The 22,266-nt window shown below is 39.7% G+C and carries 20 protein-coding genes and 1 riboswitch; of the genes, 9 read left to right on the top strand and 11 right to left on the bottom strand.

The window, feature by feature from the left end:
- Positions 1–149 precede the first annotated feature (149 nt).
- Positions 150–620: a YxiF family protein gene (locus MHH26_RS16795; protein WP_340974162.1), complete on the top strand. Its 471-nt coding sequence runs from the start codon at positions 150–152 to the stop codon at positions 618–620.
- A gap of 329 nt (positions 621–949) precedes the next feature.
- The gene (locus tag MHH26_RS16790; RefSeq protein ID WP_340974160.1) at positions 950–2,143 is read left to right on the top strand and encodes an MFS transporter; all 1,194 of its coding nucleotides are present in this window, start codon (positions 950–952) and stop codon (positions 2,141–2,143) included.
- A gap of 39 nt (positions 2,144–2,182) precedes the next feature.
- On the opposite strand, the gene MHH26_RS16785 is transcribed toward MHH26_RS16790, so the two are convergent.
- The 3 genes from MHH26_RS16785 to MHH26_RS16775 all read right to left on the bottom strand — a co-directional run bounded on the left by MHH26_RS16785 (position 2,183) and on the right by MHH26_RS16775 (position 5,741).
- A complete protein-coding gene (locus MHH26_RS16785; RefSeq protein WP_034660559.1) occupies positions 2,183–3,085 on the bottom strand; it encodes a shikimate dehydrogenase in 903 nt (300 codons plus the stop codon).
- A gap of 18 nt (positions 3,086–3,103) precedes the next feature.
- A complete protein-coding gene (locus MHH26_RS16780; protein ID WP_340974157.1) occupies positions 3,104–4,285 on the bottom strand; it encodes an MFS transporter in 1,182 nt (393 codons plus the stop codon).
- A gap of 433 nt (positions 4,286–4,718) precedes the next feature.
- Positions 4,719–5,741, bottom strand: a complete 1,023-nt coding sequence (locus tag MHH26_RS16775) for a LacI family DNA-binding transcriptional regulator (protein ID WP_066031496.1) — start codon at positions 5,739–5,741, stop codon at positions 4,719–4,721.
- A 261-nt stretch (positions 5,742–6,002) separates the two neighbouring features.
- Positions 6,003–6,082: riboswitch (glycine riboswitch) on the top strand.
- Between the two features lie 162 nt (positions 6,083–6,244).
- On the opposite strand from MHH26_RS16775, the gene MHH26_RS16770 reads away from it, so the two are divergent.
- Positions 6,245–7,591, top strand: coding sequence for an amino acid permease (locus MHH26_RS16770; RefSeq protein ID WP_334750623.1), 1,347 nt, complete (start codon positions 6,245–6,247; stop codon positions 7,589–7,591).
- Positions 7,592–7,639: 48 nt separating this feature from the next.
- Here MHH26_RS16770 and MHH26_RS16765 read toward each other — a convergent pair whose 3' ends face one another.
- Together MHH26_RS16765 and MHH26_RS16760 are read right to left on the bottom strand one after the other, a co-directional pair.
- Positions 7,640–8,320: a DUF3169 family protein gene (locus MHH26_RS16765; protein ID WP_060597653.1), complete on the bottom strand. Its 681-nt coding sequence runs from the start codon at positions 8,318–8,320 to the stop codon at positions 7,640–7,642.
- Complete coding sequence (locus tag MHH26_RS16760) at positions 8,317–8,523, bottom strand: helix-turn-helix transcriptional regulator (protein ID WP_034323321.1); 207 nt, start codon at positions 8,521–8,523, stop codon at positions 8,317–8,319. Before MHH26_RS16760 ends, MHH26_RS16765 begins: the two co-directional genes overlap by 4 nt.
- 170 nt (positions 8,524–8,693) lie before the next feature.
- Here MHH26_RS16760 and MHH26_RS16755 point away from each other — a divergent pair, with 170 nt between their 5' ends.
- Positions 8,694–9,317, top strand: coding sequence for an NUDIX hydrolase (locus MHH26_RS16755; RefSeq protein ID WP_034660554.1), 624 nt, complete (start codon positions 8,694–8,696; stop codon positions 9,315–9,317).
- Between the two features lie 11 nt (positions 9,318–9,328).
- Here MHH26_RS16755 and MHH26_RS16750 read toward each other — a convergent pair whose 3' ends face one another.
- Positions 9,329–9,811, bottom strand: coding sequence for a DUF4188 domain-containing protein (locus MHH26_RS16750; RefSeq protein WP_340974152.1), 483 nt, complete (start codon positions 9,809–9,811; stop codon positions 9,329–9,331).
- A gap of 4 nt (positions 9,812–9,815) precedes the next feature.
- On the bottom strand, positions 9,816–10,367 hold the full coding sequence (locus tag MHH26_RS16745) for a PadR family transcriptional regulator (protein ID WP_340974149.1): 552 nt from the start codon (positions 10,365–10,367) through the stop codon (positions 9,816–9,818).
- A 189-nt stretch (positions 10,368–10,556) separates the two neighbouring features.
- On the opposite strand from MHH26_RS16745, the gene MHH26_RS16740 reads away from it, so the two are divergent.
- The 4 genes from MHH26_RS16740 (at position 10,557) to MHH26_RS16725 (ending at position 15,973) form a co-directional block, all read left to right on the top strand.
- The gene (locus MHH26_RS16740) at positions 10,557–11,453 is read left to right on the top strand and encodes a hypothetical protein (RefSeq protein ID WP_340974147.1); all 897 of its coding nucleotides are present in this window, start codon (positions 10,557–10,559) and stop codon (positions 11,451–11,453) included.
- 310 nt (positions 11,454–11,763) lie between these two features.
- Positions 11,764–13,623 carry a beta-glucoside-specific PTS transporter subunit IIABC gene (locus MHH26_RS16735; RefSeq protein WP_060597648.1) on the top strand — a complete coding sequence of 620 codons (1,860 nt, stop codon included), beginning with the start codon at positions 11,764–11,766 and terminating at the stop codon, positions 13,621–13,623.
- Between the two features lie 4 nt (positions 13,624–13,627).
- The gene (locus MHH26_RS16730; RefSeq protein ID WP_340974145.1) at positions 13,628–15,094 is read left to right on the top strand and encodes a glycoside hydrolase family 1 protein; all 1,467 of its coding nucleotides are present in this window, start codon (positions 13,628–13,630) and stop codon (positions 15,092–15,094) included.
- Positions 15,095–15,124: 30 nt separating this feature from the next.
- Positions 15,125–15,973, top strand: a complete 849-nt coding sequence (locus tag MHH26_RS16725) for a PRD domain-containing protein (RefSeq protein WP_307500557.1) — start codon at positions 15,125–15,127, stop codon at positions 15,971–15,973.
- A 100-nt stretch (positions 15,974–16,073) separates the two neighbouring features.
- Here the strand turns inward: MHH26_RS16725 and MHH26_RS16720 are convergent, their stop codons facing one another.
- Positions 16,074–17,252 carry a Rap family tetratricopeptide repeat protein gene (locus MHH26_RS16720; protein ID WP_340974143.1) on the bottom strand — a complete coding sequence of 393 codons (1,179 nt, stop codon included), beginning with the start codon at positions 17,250–17,252 and terminating at the stop codon, positions 16,074–16,076.
- 414 nt (positions 17,253–17,666) lie between these two features.
- On the opposite strand from MHH26_RS16720, the gene MHH26_RS16715 reads away from it, so the two are divergent.
- The gene (locus tag MHH26_RS16715; RefSeq protein WP_066031504.1) at positions 17,667–17,879 is read left to right on the top strand and encodes a hypothetical protein; all 213 of its coding nucleotides are present in this window, start codon (positions 17,667–17,669) and stop codon (positions 17,877–17,879) included.
- A gap of 32 nt (positions 17,880–17,911) precedes the next feature.
- Here MHH26_RS16715 and MHH26_RS16710 read toward each other — a convergent pair whose 3' ends face one another.
- The 3 genes from MHH26_RS16710 to MHH26_RS16700 are packed head-to-tail and all read right to left on the bottom strand — an operon-like array spanning position 17,912 to position 22,264.
- Positions 17,912–18,673, bottom strand: coding sequence for an ABC transporter ATP-binding protein (locus tag MHH26_RS16710; protein WP_060597643.1), 762 nt, complete (start codon positions 18,671–18,673; stop codon positions 17,912–17,914).
- Between the two features lie 13 nt (positions 18,674–18,686).
- Positions 18,687–21,014: an ABC transporter permease gene (locus MHH26_RS16705; protein ID WP_340974141.1), complete on the bottom strand. Its 2,328-nt coding sequence runs from the start codon at positions 21,012–21,014 to the stop codon at positions 18,687–18,689.
- On the bottom strand, positions 21,011–22,264 hold the full coding sequence (locus tag MHH26_RS16700) for an MFS transporter (protein ID WP_340974138.1): 1,254 nt from the start codon (positions 22,262–22,264) through the stop codon (positions 21,011–21,013). The genes MHH26_RS16705 and MHH26_RS16700 overlap by 4 nt, the downstream gene beginning before the upstream one ends.
- Positions 22,265–22,266: the final 2 nt, after the last annotated feature.

The raw sequence follows: 22,266 nt of genomic DNA, 5'->3' as shown, positions 1-22,266 counted from the left end.
GATTAAAGTTAATTTATCTAATTAGCTCCGAAAAGCACTTAGTTGTTTATTAAGCAACAAGTGCTTTTTTGTTATAAACACGAAATTGGAAGATGTACAGTATACCACTATATAAAAAATAAGAAAACCAAGAAGGTGACCCCGTATGAGTGATAACCAAAAATCGAAACCTTAAAAAGAAAAAGCAGAAGAAAACACTTAATGAACGAATTAAGCTATATGACACTTCCAGAAAATCCATTTTTAGTATAGAAGAAAATCAATTATATTGTCAGAAGGTATTTACTTTCCTTCAATCGAGAGAAGATAAAATTCAAATACACGGAAACCACTATCGAGAGCATATTGAGAAGTCTACACACATGTTAAAGGAAATGGTCAGCCAGGTGAAAGTAACTCCTACACAAGGTAGATTAATATTTTTTCGAGAGCATGAAATTGAAGCGGTTTTATTGAACTTGAATGAAGTTTTTAGCCATTTAAACCAGCTTCTTGAGCAAACGAAATTTTTAAGTGGATACGGAGATTTTATTTTAGTCGCAGAGGATTTTCGTTTTGGTTTATGCATAGAGAGAACGGAATATTATTACGAGTTTAGTACGTGGGGGCTAATATCATGAATTTATTTATGATGCCTCCAAAACGACAATGATTAAAAACTATATCCATTATTAATAATCCCTCTGCATTTCCCAGGGAATATTCGCTACAGCATTCCCCTCAAATTTAAGCAATTCACTATCATTACCTTTCACATTCATATAAAATAAGAGCAGTGAAAAATTGAAGAAATGCTTGATACATGAAGGGCATGTAAGCTGTGAGCTGCATGACATGATGAGATGTATGAACGTGAAGGCTGCAAAGCTGTTCTTCCTCACATATGAGATCTTGTAAGCGTAACCATTATTTGTCACTTCATTGCGATGGTGTTGAGGGGTGTGTCAGGATGAGGAATCCGTATGTGAGAACGGCTTCTAGTCTTTATATCAATTATTTTTTATTAGGTATGGTCAATATTATTTTGGCTTCAAATATGCCATTTTTAATCAAACAGTTAGATACCAATAGTGCGGGAATTAGTTATATGATTTCGGCGCTCGGCATTGGCAGGGTGCTCACGTATGGTCTATCGGGCGTTCTGTCAGATCGTTTTGGGCGAAAGCCGGTCATTTTGGTTTCGGGTGTGCTGATGGCGGTGTTTCTCATCGGAATCCCATTGTCTCCGAATTATCAAATTGCGTTTGCGTTTGCGATTTTGGCAGGGGTGGCGAATTCGGCGATGGATGCAGGAACGTATCCAGCGTTAATGGAGGCTTTTCCTCAAAACTCGGGATCTGCGAATGTGATGGTGAAGGCCTTTATCTCGATTGGGGCAACCATTTTGCCACTGGCGATTTTCTTTTTAGCAGAGCATGATTTGTTTTATGGAATGGCATTTTTTGTTCCTGCTCTGATCTATCTTGTGAATGTCTTGATGCTGTGGAGCTTGCCATTTCCGAATCATCGCAAGGTGGAGCAAGTCCAGGTAACGGAGCATGACGGACTTCCGCGCTTCTCGACAGAGCCTACGTTTTGGAGAGAAGGGATTGCACTCATTGTGATCAGCTTTACGTCAAATGGGCTGTATGCGTTGCCGCAAATTTGGCTGCCTACTTACGGTGAGACCATATTGGGGATGGCTTCAGGGAGTGCTGTGAAGCTGCTTAGTTACTATAGCATGGGCGGGCTGCTGTCTGTCTTATTGCTCGCATTTCTTTTGCGACGTTTTGTCCGTCCAGTCACTGTGCTGCTGATCTATCCAATCATTACACTTGTCTCCATCTGTGTCCTATTGGTCGTGAAATCCCCAGTCATCGGAACCGTCAATGCCTTTGTATTGGGATTCTCCACAGCCGGTGTTTTTCAGCTGACGTTAACGGTGATGGCTGAATTCTTCTGGAAGAACAAAGGAACGATGACAGGGATTATCTCCACAGCCGGCGGGGTGTCGGCTATTGTCATTCCGGTCGTAACAGGTTTAATTGAAAGTCACTCGACCATTTTACAAATCTTTCTGTTCGATGCGGTGGTGGCAGTTGTCGCTATTATCGGTGCACTGTATATTCTGTATCGATACCGCCAAATCATGGTCTATGAATAAAAAAGACGACCTCCGCTCAGGAAGTCGTCTTTCTTTTGTTTAGAAACGGTCATTTTCAAAAAGAATTTGTTTCACTTGATCAACTGGCATATCTTCACCAGTAAAGAGTTTGTAAGCAAGTGCACCTTGCCATAGCATCATGCCAAGACCGTTAATGGTTTTGGCACCAGCTTCCTGTGCTTGCGCAAGGAGCTTTGTTTTTTGCGGGTTATATACGACGTCTGTCACGATTAAATCTTCACGCAGGACATCAAGCGTATCATCGATGATGCTGAGCTGATCTAGTGGTTTCATGCCAAGGCTTGTCCCATTTGCTAAGATTGCACTTTCAGCTACTTCACGGCGGAAAGCATCTTTGTCTTCAAGTGGGAAAATGTTCGCTTTGACACCAAATGATGTCATTTCGTTGTTGATGTAATTTACATTTTCTTCTGCTTGAACAAAGTATTGATCATTACGAGCAAAAATACTAATTTCACGAATACCTGATTGTGCAAGCTGAATGGCAATCGGTGTTGCAGCTCCGCCAGATCCGACTAGTGTGACCTTTTGTCCAGCTAATTCAACGCCATGTTCAATCAAGTTTCTCACGTAACCAAGACCATCTGTGTTGTAGCCAATCAGTTTGCCATCTTTGTTTACGACGGTGTTACTTGCACGTGTGTATTTTGCAGAATCATCTAGTTCATCTAAGTAGTCTAGCACTTTCATTTTGTTCGGCATAGAAACGTTAAACCCAGCTGCACCCATTGCTTTCATACCGTTGACAGCTGCTTCTAGTTCCTCATTCCCTACTTCAAATGCGAGGTAAGCGTAGTTGATCCCTGTGAGTGTATAGCCAAGGTTATGCATACGTGGTGACAGGCTGTGTCCGATTGGTGTAGCAAGAAGGCCTACTAATTTTGTTTTTCCATCAATATTACGTTCATGTATATTTGTCATGATTGACATCTCCTTTAATTATCTAAACAATTTTTTCATGCGTCCAAGAACAAAGACCGCTAACAATACGCTAATAACCGCAATGATCATATCGAAAAATAACGTCATTTTAATATCGTACGTGCTGACCAACCCGCTTGTAATGAGCGGCACAAGAATAAACGCTGAGCTTGCCGCAATGTTGACGTATGATGAAGCCGTTGCTTTGTTTGTAGGGAATAATTTCATCATAATACTCATCGCTAGCTGGAAGATCCCTGCTGTAAATAATCCTAAGAAAAAGGTGCTGACAATGACAATGCTATACGTTTCAATTTGAAATAGTGAAAGCATGGCAAGAAATGCTCCAACTGGATAAATGATTGCGACCATAATCGGCGAAATGAATTTATCTAATACAATTGAGAGCAGTAGAACTGACACAAGGGCACCAATACTAAAATAAGAAAGAAGCTGTGTCGCTTGTCCTGCGCCAAGCCCAATCAATTTCAATCCGAGCTGTGGAAGCCACGTTTGCCATACGACAAACAATGCAGTAGACGTGAATCCCATGAGCACGACGGCTAAGCCTTCACCCAACATTTTAGGTTCTTCCTTCATTTGTTCCTGCACTGGAAGGTCATCTTGTGAAGAGACTTGCTTATGGTTCGGGAACGGCATAAAGATCAAGTAAATCCCTACAAGTAAATAAAGAAGTCCTAGTCCAAAGAACGCCCAGCCCCAGAAGATGTCATGTGCAATAAGGAACGCCAAGATAAATGGAAGAACAGTCGCTCCAATTGAAACGGACGCCTTCACTAAAACAGAAGCTGAACTTGCCTTTTTAGGAAACGATTCTGTCAAAGCAGGATATGTTCCCGAATCAAGTAATGAGTTTGCAATCCCGGCTGAAATCGCAAAGATAAATGCCAATGTATAATTCGTTGTCGTTGGAATACCGATTAAGAATAATAAGTAAAGAAAGTTCCCTGTAATAATGACAGGCTTACGTCCCCAGCGGTCTGCTAACCGGCCAGAGAAAAAGAGAGCAATCAGTTTACCAATTCCGATCGCCGATACAAGCAAGCTGATTTTCGTAATATCCACATGGTAGCGTTCAGATAAGCTATCCATATTGGACGCTACAATGATATTGATCATGCCGAGCATGAAGTAATTTAAATACATGCCGAGTGACGATTTAATATAAGGATTTTCCATGTTCCCACTCCTATATTTGCAACCCTTTTAGGGTTAAATTCTTTGTATGTCGGTTGTTCTTTCTATGAATGTACATAAAGCCCATCACAACACCCCTTATGTGATTGATGAAAAAATAATGAATATTCATCTGTTCTTCAATTAAGTACATCGTTCTACTAAAATATAAAAATAAAAACAGCCTTGATAAGAAAGTGAATCTTCATAATTTGATCAGAATCAGAAAAGTCCACTTTTAACTGATGTTGAATAAAAAAAACGATACACAGAAATAGGTATAACGATATACTAAAAGAAGCAACGAGATAAATATACTCCTGTGTTTAAAATGTGTCAAGTTTATGACTTTGTGATTTAAAAAAAGAAAAATGAAACAAAGAAATGATTGACTTGCTCAATAAAAAAAGAGAATTGCTGTACACAATTCTCCTTTTCACGATGAGGTAGAGGTTTCTCTAATATGAAGTTGAGGCTTTAAGATCAATCGCTGCAGCTCTTCATCCTGCTCGTTCATTTTATGATATAAAAGGTTCGCTGCTTTTACCCCGATGGACCGTGGGAATGAAGAGACAGTGGTGAGCGGCGGGTGATACATTTCCGCTTCAGGGATGTTATCGAATCCAACTACATCGATATCTTCACCAGGCTTGATGTCACGTGATGACAGTCCTTGAATGACCCCAAACGCAACTAAGTCACTAAAACAAAAAATAGCAGTAGGAGGATCGGGCTGATCGATGACTTGGGCGAGTGCTTCTTTCCCGCCTTCACGAGTCGGTTCCATATCAATAATAAGAGATTCATCAATTGTTAGGTTTGCCTCGTCGTGGGCTCTTTTGAACCCTTTCATTCGGTCGATCCAAGTCGAGGAGGTCTTGATGCCGCCTAAAAAGGCAATGCGCCGATGTCCCTTTTGAAGAAGATGATGGACCGCCATCCAAGCGCCTTGTTCATAATCAGCACCGACATAGTCACAATGCACATCTGCTAATTCACGATTTGCCAGTACTTTTGGGGTGCGAATTTGATTTAATTGTTTGACCGTCCGAGCAGAGCTTTTCGAAGCTGGGTTTAAAATGATCCCGCCAACTCGGTGCTCTACCATGGTGGAAATGAGCCGTTCCTGCTTATCGACACTGTCAAAGGTTGTCCCAAGTAAAACGGTATAGCCCAGTGATTCAAGTGTGGTTTGCACGCCGATTAAAAACTCAGAAATAAACGTGTTTGAAATATCCGTGACAATCACACCTACAATATTTGAACTTTTTGACCGCATGTTAGCAGCGACGCGGTCATACACGTATCCTAATTCCTCCATAGATTGCAGGACCTTTTTTCGAGTGGCTTCAGAGATTCTTGGGTTATTTCGAACAACGAGTGAGGCCGTTGAAGTCGATACACCGGCATGACGGGCGACTTCCTGTAATGTGACACGCTGTTTGTTCATTTTTTTCATTTATCTTCACCAACTTCAATGGATTGCCTAACTTGCTTCATGGTCAGGATGGATTTCTCCATCAAACGAGCCGAACATCTTTTGATTTATTATACCTTAATGAGGGGTATTGATGAAGTGAAGTCAGCTAGAGTGACAGAAATCATAAAAGATTTCCATTGACAGCTTTCTTCTAGAGGCGTAAAATATGAAATTATTCAGAAATAGCAACATTTTAAGTAAATAACGAAGGCTATGATTGCTGTGGGTCACACTATGGCAGGAGCAGCTTCTGGAGAGACCGCATGTATGTGCGGCGCCGAAGGGTTCACAATCTCAGGCAAAAGGACAGAAGAGTACGAAATATTGTATTTGTAATGCATGGATGACGCCGTGTATTGCTTTTCTCTATTTTGCTATTCTTTTATGACCGTGAGATTGGAGCGCATCCAATCTCTTTTTTTATGGACTTTTTGAGGGTTCATTATTTCAGTATAAGATCGTGTCGTAGGAGGGCGTTAGCATTGGCACAACAAGAATTAAAACGAGATTTATCAAACCGCCATGTTCAGTTGATTGCAATTGGCGGAACCATTGGAACTGGGCTGTTTTTAGGCTCTGGAAAGGCCATTCAATTGGCAGGTCCATCGATCATTTTTGCTTATTTAATTGTCGGAATGGCGATCTTTTTTGTCATGAGGGCACTTGGTGAATTACTCTTATCGAAGGCGGGCTATCAGTCATTAACCGATATTGCAGAGGACTATCTCGGACCTTGGGCTTCCTTTGTGACAGGGTGGACGTATTGGTTTTGCTGGATTATGACAGCGATGGCAGATGTCATTGCTGTCGGAGTGTATGTGCAGTATTGGTTTGACATCCCGCAATGGATTCCTGCCATCATTTGTTTGTTGATTTTACTAGGGTTTAATTTATTAACGGTGAAGCTTTTCGGAGAAATGGAATTTTGGTTTGCACTCATTAAAGTGATTACGATTCTATTATTGATCGGCGTAGGAATTGTCCTTTTAATCATTGGTTTTCAAACAGATGCAGGTCCGGTGACGGTAACGAATCTTTGGTCACACGGCGGACTATTCCCGCATGGTGTCACAGGCTTCTTACTGTCATTCCAAATGGTAATCTTTGCGTATGTGGGAGTGGAATTGGTCGGTGTGTCCGCAGCAGAAACAGCCAATCCGCAAAAAAACATCCCGTCTGCGATTAATAAAATTCCTTTAAGAATTCTATTTTTCTATGTGGGTGCCATCTTTGTTTTACTATGTATCAACCCATGGACTGAGCTCAGTGCATCAGAAAGTCCTTTTGTAAAAACATTTGGGCTGATTGGGATACCAGTAGCAGCGGGACTTATTAATTTTGTTGTCTTAACGTCTGCGGCTTCAGCTTGTAATAGCGGTATGTTCTCAACAAGCCGTATTTTATATAATCTCAGTCATCAAAAACAGGGACCAGCTTCCTTTGGACGTCTGAACAAGCACGCTGTTCCAAGTAATGCACTTTTCGTTTCAACGATTGTGGTATCGGTCGGTGCTCTTTTAAGCAAGCTGATTCCCGAACAAGCCTTTGGTATTGTCACAACCATCAGCGCCATTTGTTTCATTTGGGTATGGAGTATTATTTTAATTTGCCATTTGAAATATAAAAAAACACGGCCTGAACTGCATGCGGCATCTACTTTTAAAGCACCGTTCACACCTTTTGTGAACATTTGTGTTCTTGTGCTCTTTGCTGCCATTCTTGTGATCATGCTGTTTGCGGATGCAACACGTCCGGCGCTCTTATTAACACCGGTTTGGTTTGGTTTCTTATTATTGATTTATGCACGAAAGAAACGCCGTGCGTCATAATGGACGGAAAAAAGCACAGACTTTGCATTAGGCTGTGCTTTTGTTCATTTAACGATTTCTAATCCTGAACATATAATTTGCATTCAAAATGATTAAAACAAGTCCAATCACCATGATTGAGAAGAGCTGAGAGTGATTGGCCCCAAGGGAATACACAATCAAAATAAACATGGCACCGATCAACAGGATATTCATCAATTGATATGTGTGAAACAGTCCGCCAAGCATCACATGCTTTTCACCTTCGTCAGAAATAGCGAGCAGCTTTTTACTATAATCTTTGTCAGATGGGCTTGGTAGGTTGCGATTAGGGTAGACAAGCTTTAGAACGGATATCGCTACATAAGAACTGATAATGGTGACGATAAATAAAGTAACATTGACCAGAATCAGCCAAATAGGCTGCTCGGTTACGATGGCCATACCGATGGCAATAATGGACAAAATGGTACTCACCGTATTGGCTAACGTCAAATCAGTAAAGGTTCGATACTGTTTTGCTTCCAGTTCATCCTCCTCATCACCAGATACCGAAAGTGATACTCTTTTTTTCATACGTGAAATCCCTGAAAAACAATAAATAATCAATAGAATCGTCAATCCGCTGATGACAAGAGTCGCTTCGAATGCAACATCAAGAAGTGTCATCTCAAATTCGGCTGCCAGCAGACAGTAAGCGCCGAGAAAGCCAAGGAGAGCACCTAAGAGCATTTTGTATACAGTTTTCATGTGAGTTCATCCTCCTCGAATAGAAAAATACGTTCAATGGGTTCCTGAAAAATTCGTGAAAGCTTAACAGCGAGCAAGAGAGACGGCATTAATTCATCTCGTTCCATCAAGCTGATGGTCTGACGAGAAACCTTTGCACGCTTTGCAAGCTCAGTTTGGTTCAACCCATCACGCGCACGAAGCTCTTTTAGCCGATTTTTCATTCTGTCACCTCAACTTTGATCGAAATCTTTCTTTAATTGTAAAGTATTGTATTCAATTTGACAAGTATAGTTGTCAAATTGATAAAAATAATTGTCAGAAAGATCATCTTTAATCAAAAGGTGAACCATGATACGCTAAAGGAAAGAGAAACAGAAAACAGGTGATGTCCGTGTTCATTGACCAATTAAAAAATGACTTACATCAATCACAACCGTTATTTATTGGAGAAGAGACAGCGTTCAAAGCTGCGGTCCTTGTCCCTTTGGTGCAAGTAAACGGGGAATGGCATATATTATTTGAGGTGCGATCGCTGACCATGAGAAAACAGCCGGGTGATATTAGCTTCCCTGGTGGCAAACTCGACGGCAGCGAAACAGCACAGGAAGCTGCATTGCGGGAAACATATGAGGAGCTGGGCATTCCGCCAGAATCGGTGGAGATTCTTGGACAGCTCAGTCCTTACATTGCTTCTCCATCCTTCGTGGTCTACCCATATGTCGGGATCATTGATGAACAAAAAGTGAAACACTCCTTCAATCAAGAAGAAGTAGAAGAGACCTTTACCGTGCCTCTATCATGGCTCAGCCAATATGAGCCGTACTTACATCATGTATCCGTTCAGCCAACACCAGGTGAGGATTTCCCTTATGAAAAAATCATGAATGGTGAGAAGTACCGCTGGGGGAGCCGATCGATAGAGGAATGGTTTTATGATTATGAAAACTACACCATTTGGGGATTAACAGCCCGCATATTAAAGCATTTTGTGACCGTTGCAAAAAGAAATTCCTAGAGATTCGCTCTCTAGGAATTTGTTGTTTTCAGCCGTTCTTTCGCTGTTTGTTTTCCTTTACCAATTGGAATAGGAGCTCTCGCTTGGCTCAGTCCGTAGGAAGGCATGTTCATATAGACGGATTCATACGAGCCGGCTTGAATTTGATAGGTTTCATGATAAATGCCCACTGCGTCATTGTTCTGAGCCTTCTGATGGAAGTTCTTCCAAGCCGCCAAATGTTTTTCCATCTTCGCATAGGCAAGGAGGTCATCTGTTGATTTCCAATATTGGATCATCGCTGTCGTGCGTAAGCCAAAGTAATTCTCTGTCCCGAGGAAACCAAGCTCATCTTGATGGGTATACAGCTCTTTGATCATGCCAGGCATCGCCATGAACACAGGCAGCCATTGATGAACTGCCCAGCGTTTGTTAATCCGCATGCCGATAATGAACACAACAATCGAGTCAGAATTCTCTGTTGTAAACCTGCCAGTACGTATGTCTTTTTTCATTCATTTACCCTTCCTTCTTCATCAAATGGGATGTTTCCACGCACCAATCAATTCCCGCTTGAGCCACTCTTTTTCCGTAATCTAAAGTAAACAGCCAATACTTCGCATCCGCTTCATCTGGATAAAGCTCTTGAATGTTTTCTTCAATCGAAACATAGGTCTCATAACGGATACGAAGCTGCCTTTCATAATCCTGTAGAAGCACCAGCTTTTTCTCAAACGAAAGATATTGTCCAAAGAATAACTTTAATAACACTTCATTTCGTTCTGTTGGTAACTGATCGAGCGGCTGCGCTAACCACTGCCTTAACGTCTTCAGCCCTTTTTCAGTCAAATGATATTCCCGCTTGTCTGAGCGGCCAGACGTAGAAGCGGGTGAAACCTTAGCAAGACCTTCCTCGACTATAAACTTTAAAGCTGGATAAATTTGTCCATAACTAATTTTCCAAAAATGATGCAAGCTCTTATCAATTAATTGCTTCACTTCGTACCCTGACTTACAATCTGTCGTTAAAATACCTAAAATTGCATACGTCGTATCATTGTATTTTTTCATATCAGCACACCTATCTAAAAGATATATCAATTAGATATATAATAAATTTGAAATGAATAAAAAGCAAGAAAATAATAATTGATAGATTTATATTTTTGAAATACAGGAGATAAATCATAAATATGGTAATATATACTTGATGTGTAAAGTGCTTGCGCATCTATTCATAAAAGAATGGAGGGTGTACAAATGAAGTTGAGGAACATAGGAATATTGTTCATGATTGTTGCACTATTGATTGGTGTTGGAAGTTTTGGAGGAAACAAAGCATCTGCTAAAAAAGAATCACTGAATCAATCTTATGCATATGCTTATAAAACAAAGGACAATGTCAGTTGGCTGAAGGTGACTGAAAAGAAAGGCAAGGTCACGGGTTACCTAAACGGTAAGGGTGTTAAGATTGATCCAATTGAACCTTTTATGGTGAAAACAAAATACAAACTAACCGGGAAAACCACCAAAAAAGGATACAAACTTAAAGTCCAACAAAAGAAGAAAACAATCGTATATGACATCTATTTTTCTGGAAAAGATCTCATGGTCAAAAAGCAAGGAGCAAAGAAAAGTAAACGCTATCAAGCTGTTGATGAGAAGAAATTAAAAGAATACAAAAAAGCCATAGATAAGCGCTATGATGAGTACGTCGATACAGCAGAAGACCGTTACTATGAGATCATAGGGAAATACACAGATAATTTAAATAAAGCCTACGGCTATCTGTATACAGCAAAAAACAATTCATATCAAATTTTCCTTGATATCGAAGAAGCCGTTTTTGAAGGGGATTTTTCAGGAGCTATTACAATCTCCAAAGCCACAGGGAAGAAAAGTAAGCCATTGAAAAAAGAAAAATATCAAGCAGTTGGAACCACAGGTTTTAAAAACTTTTGGGTATATCCCACACCAAAAATAAAGGGTGGCTTGTCTAAGATGATAGGGTCATCTGATGTAGAGGCTTCCTATATTGAGTTACCGATTTGGAAAAAGAATGAAAAAATGAAACTGAAAGCTGTGAATAAGAAACAATATCAAAAGCAAGAAGAAGCATTTAAAAATGCCGCAAAGAAAAAAGCAAAGAAAAAATAATGATAATAATTAAGTCAGATAGGACATTTGAGACTATCTGACTTTTTCGATTTAAATTTCCTCTAAAGTAAAATGAGGTCGTTTTGATGACATTAGACTTGTAAAAAAATATTTTTTAAATTCAAAAATATATGTTGACGCTTACATTAACTCAATATATACTAAAATCAAATCCAATATTGATAAATTAGACATGTGACTGGTCATGCAGGCAGGATCTAAAAACGATGAATTTCTTTAATTTGTCGTTTTAGGTCCTTTTTTTATTGCTGAAATATAGGTCTCATGTATGAGAAAAGGGGGAGAAAAAATGGATTACACACAGGTTGCCAAAGACGTTTTACAGCATGTAGGTGGCAAAGAAAACATTGCGCACCTTGAGCACTGTTCAACAAGACTTCGCTTCACACTGATTGATCAGAAGAAGGCAGATGTACCGGCTCTAGAAAAAACGCCAGGTGTCATAGCTGTCAGAATGTCAGGTCAATGCCAAGTGGTCATTGGGAATGACGTCATCGAAGTGTATCAAAAGTTAACAAGTTTAATAGGTAGCAGCTCATCAGGGAAAGACGCGCCTTCCAATCAACCAAAAGAAAAAAGAAAAGCAGGCACAGTTCTGTTAGATTTCATTGTAGGTGTCTTCCAGCCGCTTGTTCCAGCTATCGCAGGCGGAGGGATTTTAAAATCATTTCTTCTCCTTTTCTCTTTATTAGGCTGGATGGATGCAAAGGGCCAAACCTATCAAATATTGAACATGGTAGGGGACGCACCTCTTTACTTCCTCCCTTTACTAGTCGCTGTAACGACTGCCAATAAACTAAAAGTAAACCCACTGGTCGCATTATCAGCAGTCGGTGCGCTCCTTCTTCCGAACATGACGGCTATGCTTACTGAAGGTGCGCAATTGATGACATTCGACGTAAAAAATATAGCTTATGCGTATCAAGTGTTCCCAGCAATCCTTTCTGTATTGCTTTACGCTCAAATGGAAAAATTCTTTACACGATTTTCACCAAAACCAATTCGGATTTTCTTTGTCCCAATGATGTCATTGGTCATTACTGTACCAGTTACGTTACTTCTATTAGGACCGATTGGTTTTACAGCAGGACAAGGTTTTTCATCCATCATTCTTGCAATGTTTAATACAGTAGGCTGGGTAGCTGTCGCAATTTTAGCAGCAGTCCTCCCATTCATGGTCGCATCAGGTATGCACAAAGCAATGGTCCCTTATGCAGTCACAACAATGGGGACCCTTGGGAAAGAAGCGCTTTATTTACCTGCATCACTTGCACATAATATTGCTGAAAGTGGAGCGTGTTTCGCTGTGGCACTACGCACAAAAGACAAGGTACTCAGATCAACAGCTATTTCGGCAGGGATTTCAGCATTTTTTGGCATCACAGAGCCTGCTTTGTATGGTGTGACACTTCAAAATAAGCGGGTCCTTGGAAGTGTCATGATTGGTTCGTTTGTTGGCGGAATCTTCATTGGATTAGTTGGTATACAAGCCTTTGTACTTGTTGGCCCTGGATTAGCAAGTATGTCGATGTTTATCTCAGATGAGCTCCCGCGAAATCTGATGTTTGCTGTCATTGGAGCAGTCATTTCGTTTATTGTCGCCTTTATCGCTGCTTTTGTATTAGGTAAGGATAAAACAGGAGAAGAAAAGACAAATGATCAAGCTGCATTTGCTGAACAAATTGGGGCAGGTGAAACATTCAAAAGCCCTGTGATTGGTCAAATGATCTCTCTATCTGAAGTAAAAGATGATATTTTCTCTTCAAAGGTCATGGGTGAAGGAATTGCCATAGTACCTTCAAAAGGAGCGCTTTATGCACCAGTAGATGGCGAGGTGACCTTGCTGTTCGAAACAAATCACGCACTTGGTATGAAAACGGACCAAGGGGTTGAAGTATTATTCCACATTGGCATCGATACCGTTCAGCTGGAAGGACAGTATTTTCATCCAAAAGTGCAGGCAGGAGAACGTGTTCAAGCAGGAGATTTACTGATTGAATTTGATGTAGAAAAAATCATAGCAGCAGGATATGATCCAGTTACACTTGCTGTAATCACAAATACAGATCAATATGATATTAAGGTACAGCCATTACAAGAGGTCAATCGTCAAGATACATTGATGGTTGTCACACAATTAGGAGGCTAATCATATGACAACAATTAAAGGTTTTCCAAAAGGATTTTTATGGGGCGGCGCCATTGCCGCCAACCAGGCAGAAGGCGCCTGGAATATAGATGGAAAGGGACCATCAGTTGCAGATATTGCAATGTATCGTTCCAATTTAAGTGTAGAAGATTATGAAGGACATCTTGCTGTTACTTCTGAAAATATAGACCGTGCAATAAAAGATCCAGACGATAAAAAGTACCCAAAACGCAGAGGTATTGATTTCTATCATCACTATAAAGAGGATTTGGCTCTATTTGCTGAAATGGGCTTTAAAACACTTCGCATTTCTATTGCATGGAGCCGTATCTTCCCTACTGGAGAAGAAGCTGAACCGAATGAAAAAGGGCTGCAATTTTATGATCGTGTATTTGCCGAAATGAAAAAACTCAACATAGAACCGATTGTGACACTCTCTCATTATGAAATGCCTTTAGCCCTTAGTGTGAAATATAACGGCTGGGTTGAAAGAAAAGTGGTCGATCTCTTTGTGAAGTTCGCCAATGTTTGTTTCGAACGTTATCAACATGATGTGAAATATTGGCTCACTTTTAATGAAATTGATAGTATACACCGCCACTCATTCATTACTGCAGGAATTATTCCTGATCGTTGCCCAGAAGGAAAAGTAGAAGAGACGGTGTCTCAAGCGCTTCATCATCAATTTGTCGCATCTGCTCTTGTAACAGCAGATTGCCATCGTATTATCCCAGGCAGCCAGGTTGGGTGTATGCTGACAAAATTGACAACGTATCCGCATACATGTCATCCGAATGATGTGGAACAAGCCTTGAAACAAAACTTAGAAAACTACTTCTATGCAGATGTTCAGGTGTTTGGCGAATATCCGCCACTGATTACACGTATGCTTGAGAGAAAAAATATTCATATTCATATGGAAGCAGATGATCTAACCATTCTAAAAGAAAACACAGTAGATTTTATCTCATTTAGCTACTATATGTCTTTAACTGAATCAGCCCAAGAAGGATTAGAACAGACAGAAGGGAATACGATTCGTGGAGTCAAAAACCCTTATCTTCCTTCAACTGACTGGGGCTGGCAAATTGATCCGGTTGGTCTGAAAATTTCTTTAATCGAATTGTATGATCGCTATCAAAAACCTCTTATCATTGTCGAGAACGGAATGGGTGCAAAGGATGTAGTTGAAAGTGATGGCTCTATCCATGACGACTATCGTATTAACTATTTTAAAGAGCATTTCCGTCAGATGAGAGAAGCGATTGAAGAAGGCGTCGATCTCTTTGGATATACGAGCTGGGGCTCAATTGATATTATTAGTGCAGGTACATCACAAATGTCAAAACGCTATGGCTTCATTCACGTAGATCAAGATGATGATGGCAACGGAACCTTAAAACGATCTCGAAAAGACTCATTTTATTGGTACCAAAAAGTCATTGAGACAAATGGTGAATCGCTTGATTGAACACCACAATCATGAAAACAGGTGATGACGATGTTTAAAATCAAAAAAGTTTTAAACTCGAGTGTGGTCCTGGCTGAAGATCAGAACCACCAGGAGATGGTTTTGTTTGGCCGAGGGATTGGCTATGGACAGAAACCGGGTCAAATGATAGAAGAGAAAAAAGCGGACCAAGTCTTTATGTCAGTCGATAACATGAGAGCAAAAGAATTTCTTCAACTGTTAGATTCAATGCCTCAAGAGTTTATCGATTTAACTCAGCACATCGTCCAATATGCAGAAAAACGGTTAAATTCAAATCTAAATTCAGGTGTTTATTTTACCTTAATGGATCATTTGAATTTTGCTGTCGAACGACATAAAAAGAATATTAATATTACGAATCGCGTGTACTGGGAAATCAAAAATTACTATACTGAAGAATTTGAAGTAGGGAAGTACGCACTTGAGTTAGTCAATGGTACATTGGGCATACAATTACCAAAAGAAGAAGCCGCCAATATCGCCTTTCACTTAATTAATGCATTAGGTGAAGAATCTGATTCGAAAGATGGCATGAAATATGCCAAAATGATCGGGAGTATTGTCAATCTTGTGCGCTATACATTGAATATGAAAATGGACCAAGAGAATATTCATTACAGTCGGTTCATTACACATGTGAAGTTCTTTGTAGAAAGATTTTATGCAAATAAATTACTCTCAGATCAAGAAAATGAGTTGTTTGAACAAATTGCACACTTGTATCCTCAAGCGATGGATGTTGCTTTTAAAATCAAAGATTATATTAAACAGGTGCATAGTATCGTCATTCCTAATGATGAGCTTACTTATCTTGCGGTACATATACACCGCCTCATATCTTATCAGCAATTAAAATAATGGTGGAACCACTTGCCTTATGATCAGGCAAGTGGTTCTTTGCTATGACCAATTTTTATATTAAGTTCCGATAGGTCGTTCTGTTGTACCAGCATTCGTCTCATTTAACGAATTGAAAGACGCTGTTTGTCCAAAAACAACGATGGTTAAAGCGATGATCAATAAACTCATTTTTTTCATTAGAATTCCTCCAGTCAAGTATAGGATGGTTCCTGTGATAGGCTTCCTTTAAAAAGAGATAGGCTTGATGAATGTCACCCAATTCCTCAAAGTGTTTTGCAGCTAGAGCACTTAATTCACAGGCACCTTCAGCATCCTTTAATTCTTTTAGAATGCTGATTTCATCGAAACAGGCTTGAGCTTTTTGAGCCATATCTTCAGTAAAATATAGATGGTAAAGCAAATTCATTTTTGCTGTATAGATGGGGCATTTCTCTGATTCATGTTTTTGGTTGACCAATTCGAAGTAATAGAGAGCTTGTGTTCTTTCATCAATAGAGAGCAGCTCTTTGATTAACATAAACATGGAGTGATGGAAATAGCACGATGAGAGGTAGTTTCCATCACTTAGAGCCTTTTCTAGGGCATCGATACATTTTTTCGATTCTCCAGCTTCGGCATACAGAATACTGATATTATGAAAAAGCTGTGAAGTTAGAAAATGATCATTTAGACTGTCAGCGATGTGTATTGCTTTTTTGTAGTAGTTTTCTGCTCTTATGAAGTCGCCAATGTCCATATAATTAGCAGCGGCGATGACAAAGGCTGTCGCTAGTCTTCTTTCATATCCTTCATGACTTTTGAAAATATCTATAGCATTCTGAATATAGTGAAGAGAAATTAGGCTTTGACGAAGTAGCATATATAAGTTTGCGATTTTCGTATGAAATTCTGCTACTTCTATTTCATCCGGAATGTTTTGCAGTTTTTTCTCGGCAATTTTAAACAGTCCAATGGCTGATGCATAGTCCCTGTTATATGAAGCGTAAAGGGCTTTGTATAGGTAAAAATAGTATTCAATTAAATCGTTTGTTTTAGAGGGGCAATCTAGCTCTGTCTGTTCATTCAGTTTTTTACCTCTCCGTTCATATAACATGAGTTTATACTTGCCTTCTAGCAATGAATAATAAGTCAAGACCTCCTGATTCTCTTCCATTTCTTGAAGTAATTGCTTTAATTCTGTGTACATTGCGTTAGCACTGTGTACATCATGCTTGCGAATCGCAATTCGCCAATCATTTAAACGGTTCCCCACCTGTTCAGCAGAAATGATAGCCATGAAATTTCACCTCTTTAAGATCCTTTCACCTGTTTCACTAAAAAACAATATCGCAATTTTTGGAAGAATATAATCATTTCTGCGAGGTGATTGCCAAGAGGTAATAAAAAGGACCTAAGGTCATGTGATGTACGAAATTGTAATGGTGATTGAATGTTTTCACAAATGATTAAAATCTTTTTTTAGTCGTCTAAAAAAGGGATATATACATTGGGTTTTATAATTATGTTCGAAAATATCACTGGTATATTACAAATAAAGTGATTTTAGGTAAGGAATAGAGAAGTTGGAAGGTCGATCTATTAAAGAAAATCAGTTATGATGATGCTAGATCAAATTTGGAATAGAAACTGATAGAAGCAGACAAAAATAAATGCCAATCACAAACACTAGTCTATTAGAAAGGACGTTGATATGAAAAAAAGATTTCAAATCTTAAACTGGCAAATCACAGTGATCATGACGACGCTGTTACTCGTTTTAGTGACTCTGTATATGTCAAAGAGATACTTTTATAGCAAAGAAATAGAGTTGCTGACAGAATCTTGTCAACAAGTAGGCGGCAAAATCATATTAGAAACAAATCGTTTTTCGATGGATTATTCGTTTGAGTGCCAGAAAAAGTAGAACAGGCAGCTTTCTGCCTGTTTTTACTCCAATTACAAACCTAAATTTTGCAGCCATTGATTTAATCTAAATTCTCGATTCTCGGCAGTTGAGTCATCATATCTCCCTAAATGTAAGCTGGCTGTTATTTCTCCGTCATTCATAAACATGATTCTTTCAGAACGAAGAGCAACCTTTGGGTCATGTGTGACAAGCAGTAGTGTTGCTCCTTCAGAATGGATTTTCGAAAATATATTCATCACTTCCTTCGTTGCATTAGAGTTAAGAGCACCTGTTGGTTCATCAGCGAAAAGAATGTCTGGTTCATTCATAAGCGCTCGACAGATAGAGGCCCTTTGAAGCTGACCTCCTGATACTTCTGACAAATATCGATCTGCTAAATGATCAATATCAAGTTTTTCCATTAAATATCTAGCTCGTTCATTCACTTCTTTTCTTGGCTTTTTCTTTGTTAAGTAAGCGGCAGCAATGATGTTGTCAAATAGATTAAGATTTTTTAGTAAGTGGCTGTGTTGAAAGACAAATCCCATATCTGTTAAGCGCAGAGCAGTTAACTGTTTGTCTGTCATTTCTGATAGTAATCGGCCTTTATATTTGATCTCACCTGTTGAGGCTGTTTCTATCCCGCTAAGTTGATAAAGCAAGGAAGTTTTCCCGCATCCGGAAGGCCCCATAATGGTCACAAATTCCCCAGGCTTTATCGATAAATGGATATCTTTAAGAATGATTTGTTTCTGTCCTTTTAAAGAATCGATTTGCAAAGACAATCGCTTTGTTTCAATCAAGTGTTCCATGTGAAACATCTCCTTATGAAAGTGTATGACGTGTAGTTTGATTAGTAAAAAACGTCTTCAATAACGAAGCGGTTAAAGCTAAGCTGACAATCAACAGTGTGATTGGGTACACAACTGACACCCATTGTGGTGCCAGCCACTGTAGGCTTGATGCCCCTAGGGAGGCTCCACCTACACTCATCAAAGCTGGTCCAATCGTATGGACAGCGATCGTACCAATAAAGGTGCCCAAAGAGATAACGACGATAAAACTTGTGATATATTGTGCTGTTACATCTTTTTTAGAAAATCCAATCATTCTTAACATGTGGTTTCGACTTGAATCTTTCGTTTTTAACATGTGCAGAAACATGAATAGCATCAAACTGGCGGTTCCAAAAGCAGCTAATGTAGACAAAAATGCAACGATTTTTACTAAAGAGGCTGTGCTGCCGATTGTTTGATGAACGTATTCTTTCATATCTGTCACTTTTGCAGGAGATATCCCTTTTTCAAATACTGTCTTTTTCTCCGCAATTTCTACTCCTTGTTTTAGTTGGATTTGAATGGTTTTCCAAAGGGCTGATTGGGAAAATGGCTGTGATATTGCTTTTGCTGTTTTGCCGCCGTTGGTGACATCCTGATAAATGCCAGTCACTGTTTTTTGGATTTCATGCCCGTTTGTTACGAGAGTGATTTTTTCTCCCACCTTTTTCTGGAGTGAATCTGAACTGAGCACTGATAAGGCAATTTCTTTATTCTTTAAAGGTTGTCGCCCTTGTAAATAGGTGAGAGGAAATGCTGAGAGATTACCTGTTTCTAAATAGAGTGTTTCTAATGTATTCTCCTTTGCTTTTGCCTGAAGAGAAGTTGTTTCATATATGGCTGATGTATGAATATCCCGATCTTCACGAATTATTGATTTTATTTCATTTGTATTTTCCTCTAGATGATTTCCTTGTCGTATATCAATTCGAAGGTCACTTTGACCAGAGCCAAGATATGTGATGAAATCCGGCGATTGTAAGGTGTGCCATAGCTGAATAGGCAGCAGCATCAAAAATGTACAAAGCGCGATAATACAAGTAATCGTTGTGTACAACTTCTTTCGTGATAACAGATCTTTTAAACCAAGCCAAATATTGACCGGTATGAACCTGTTTTTCTTGAGATGTAGGGGTATTTGTTTTTTATCATTCGTTGAAATGGCGCCGCCTTGAAGTGCTTGAGCGGCTGATACTCGACCAAACTTTCTTAGGACAGCATAGCTGCAAGAAATGACGATCATTGCTATCACTATAGAAACACAAAGCGGGATGAACCAAGAAGTAAAAGAAGGCTGACTCCCCATGTATCGCTGAATATTGGCCGTAAACATATCACCAAATATAAGCGTTAACCCATATCCTGCTATACACCCTACACAAGCAAGCACGGCATACTTTCCAACGTATAATTGCTTGATTCTTGTTAAAGGAATCCCAAGCACCTTCAGTATTCCAATTTCACGTTCATCCTCTTCTATAGAAGCTGTCATAGCAAGATGGAGAGAGAGGAGGGCTATACCGATAAGTAGCATGCAAACAAGCAGGAGAATGGCAATCACCATTCCATCTGTCAATGCATTCAGCATACGGAGCAAAGGTAATGTGACAGCTGGACCTTGCTGTGGAAGCTGTGATGACTGGTAGATTGCTTGAAAGGCATCTGCCTGAGCGGCATCATGCAGTAAAAATTCAATTAAATATTCCTTTTTATGAAACACTTGATTCATTGCGTCCCAATCCTTGTGATGAAGAAGGAATCTTTTCGAACTAACAAGACTGGGGTTCATTTGTGCATCTCGCAAGAACGCTTTGATGCGGAAAGAGAATTGATTAGACCCTTTCCCAATCAGTAACGTTTCTCCTATCTTGAGATGATACTTTTGTTGAAAATAGATAGGGACAGCCACTTCACCTTTATTGACAGTGAGCTTTTCATTTTGTTCATTTAAAAGAAAATCAAAATGACGATTTTGTTTCACAAATAAATGATCCATCACACCTGCTTTGGCGGGTTCATGTCCGAACTTGATGTTTGCATGTTCAATTGGAATCATTGGGACGATTTGATGTGCTTTTACCATGGACTGCTTGTTTGAAAATGCTTCAATGTCTTTTTCATTTAGGCTGCCGTCATGCATTTGGACAAAATCTGGTGCCTTGGCTGAATGGAGCAGATTAGAAATGGAACCATTCAGCTGTACTGTCATTTGAGCGGCGTTTGTTGCGAGAAATGATGTCAACATAATACAAATGGTTAAACCGATGGAAATGAGACGGTGGCGGGTTAAGTCTTTCTTTATAAACGTCAGTCTCATGAGGCTGATTCTCCTTCATGTTGAAGCATATTTTTTGTTAAGTAGGCAAGGGCAAACATGAAAGTACTGACTATTAGTACTGTCACATACATGTTGGCTGAAAACGTGTTGAACAAGAACCCATACATCATTTGACCAAGCGGGGCAGCACATTGAGAAACCATTGTCAGGTTTGCCATCACTTTTCCTAATTGACTATTTGGCGTTTTCTTTTGAACATGTGAAATCACAACGATTGAGATCATTGTAAGCAGCATAGCAATTGGAAGACATCCTGCTAGAAAGAGAAAATAAGCTGGATAAGTGCCAAATTGAAGAGCTGTGTTGGATGTTGAGAATGCGACAGGTAGCAAGATGATCGCGATGACGATCAGCCAGCGATATAAAGTAGGTATCTGCCAATGCTTTGCTACAAGTCCAACTAGCAGAGCCCCTGCGATCACAGCGAACTCAATCAAGCCCATGCCTATTCCATACATGATGTCACTGCTTTTCATTGTGACCCTTAAAATGATTGGACCACCCACGATAAAAAATGGCGTGAGGATGAAATTTAACATTGCAGCAAGCAGCATGGCTCTTTTTAAAAATGGCTGACTGCCAATATAGGAAAATCCTTGTTTCATATCTTTTACGAGCACTTTGCCCATAGTTTCCGTTAGCGGGCTAGGTGAGAAGGATATGTTTAACCGTAAAAGCATGCATGCTGATAGAAAAAACACGATAGCACTGGCACCTATGATGGATTGACTTCCAATCAGTCCGTACAGAACCCCGCCGATAATAGGAGCGAGAACACCTGAAAGTGCCTGCACGCCATTGACGATTCCGTTTGCTTGTTCTAATTGTTCCTGTTTTACTAACTGTGGAATGCTGGACATCACAGCAGGAGCATAGAACGTACTCATCACACCAAGAAGCACCATGACTGCTCCGATCATATAGAGTGAATCATTTCCTGAGAATAACCAAAAATAAAAAGCCAGAATCATGATGCCGGTGAGAACATCAAATAAAATCATCAAGTTCCTTCTGTTAAACCGGTCAGCGATTGCGCCTGCTAAGGGAGAAAGAAGGAGCGGGACATTGGATAAAGCGAATAGTAAGGCATATAAGTCAACACGCTGCGTCATATCCAGTACGTGTAAAGATAGAACAAACCGAATTAAGGAAGAACCAAAAACGGAAATAATTTGTCCGAGAACGAGGTACATAAAGTGGGATGAACCTCTTTTGGATAATAAAGACATGG

The sequence above is a fragment of the Bacillus sp. FSL K6-2839 genome, from assembly GCF_038003365.1.
Lineage (GTDB): Bacteria > Bacillota > Bacilli > Bacillales > Bacillaceae > Bacillus.
This window is presented reverse-complemented; position numbering and strand designations above follow the sequence as displayed.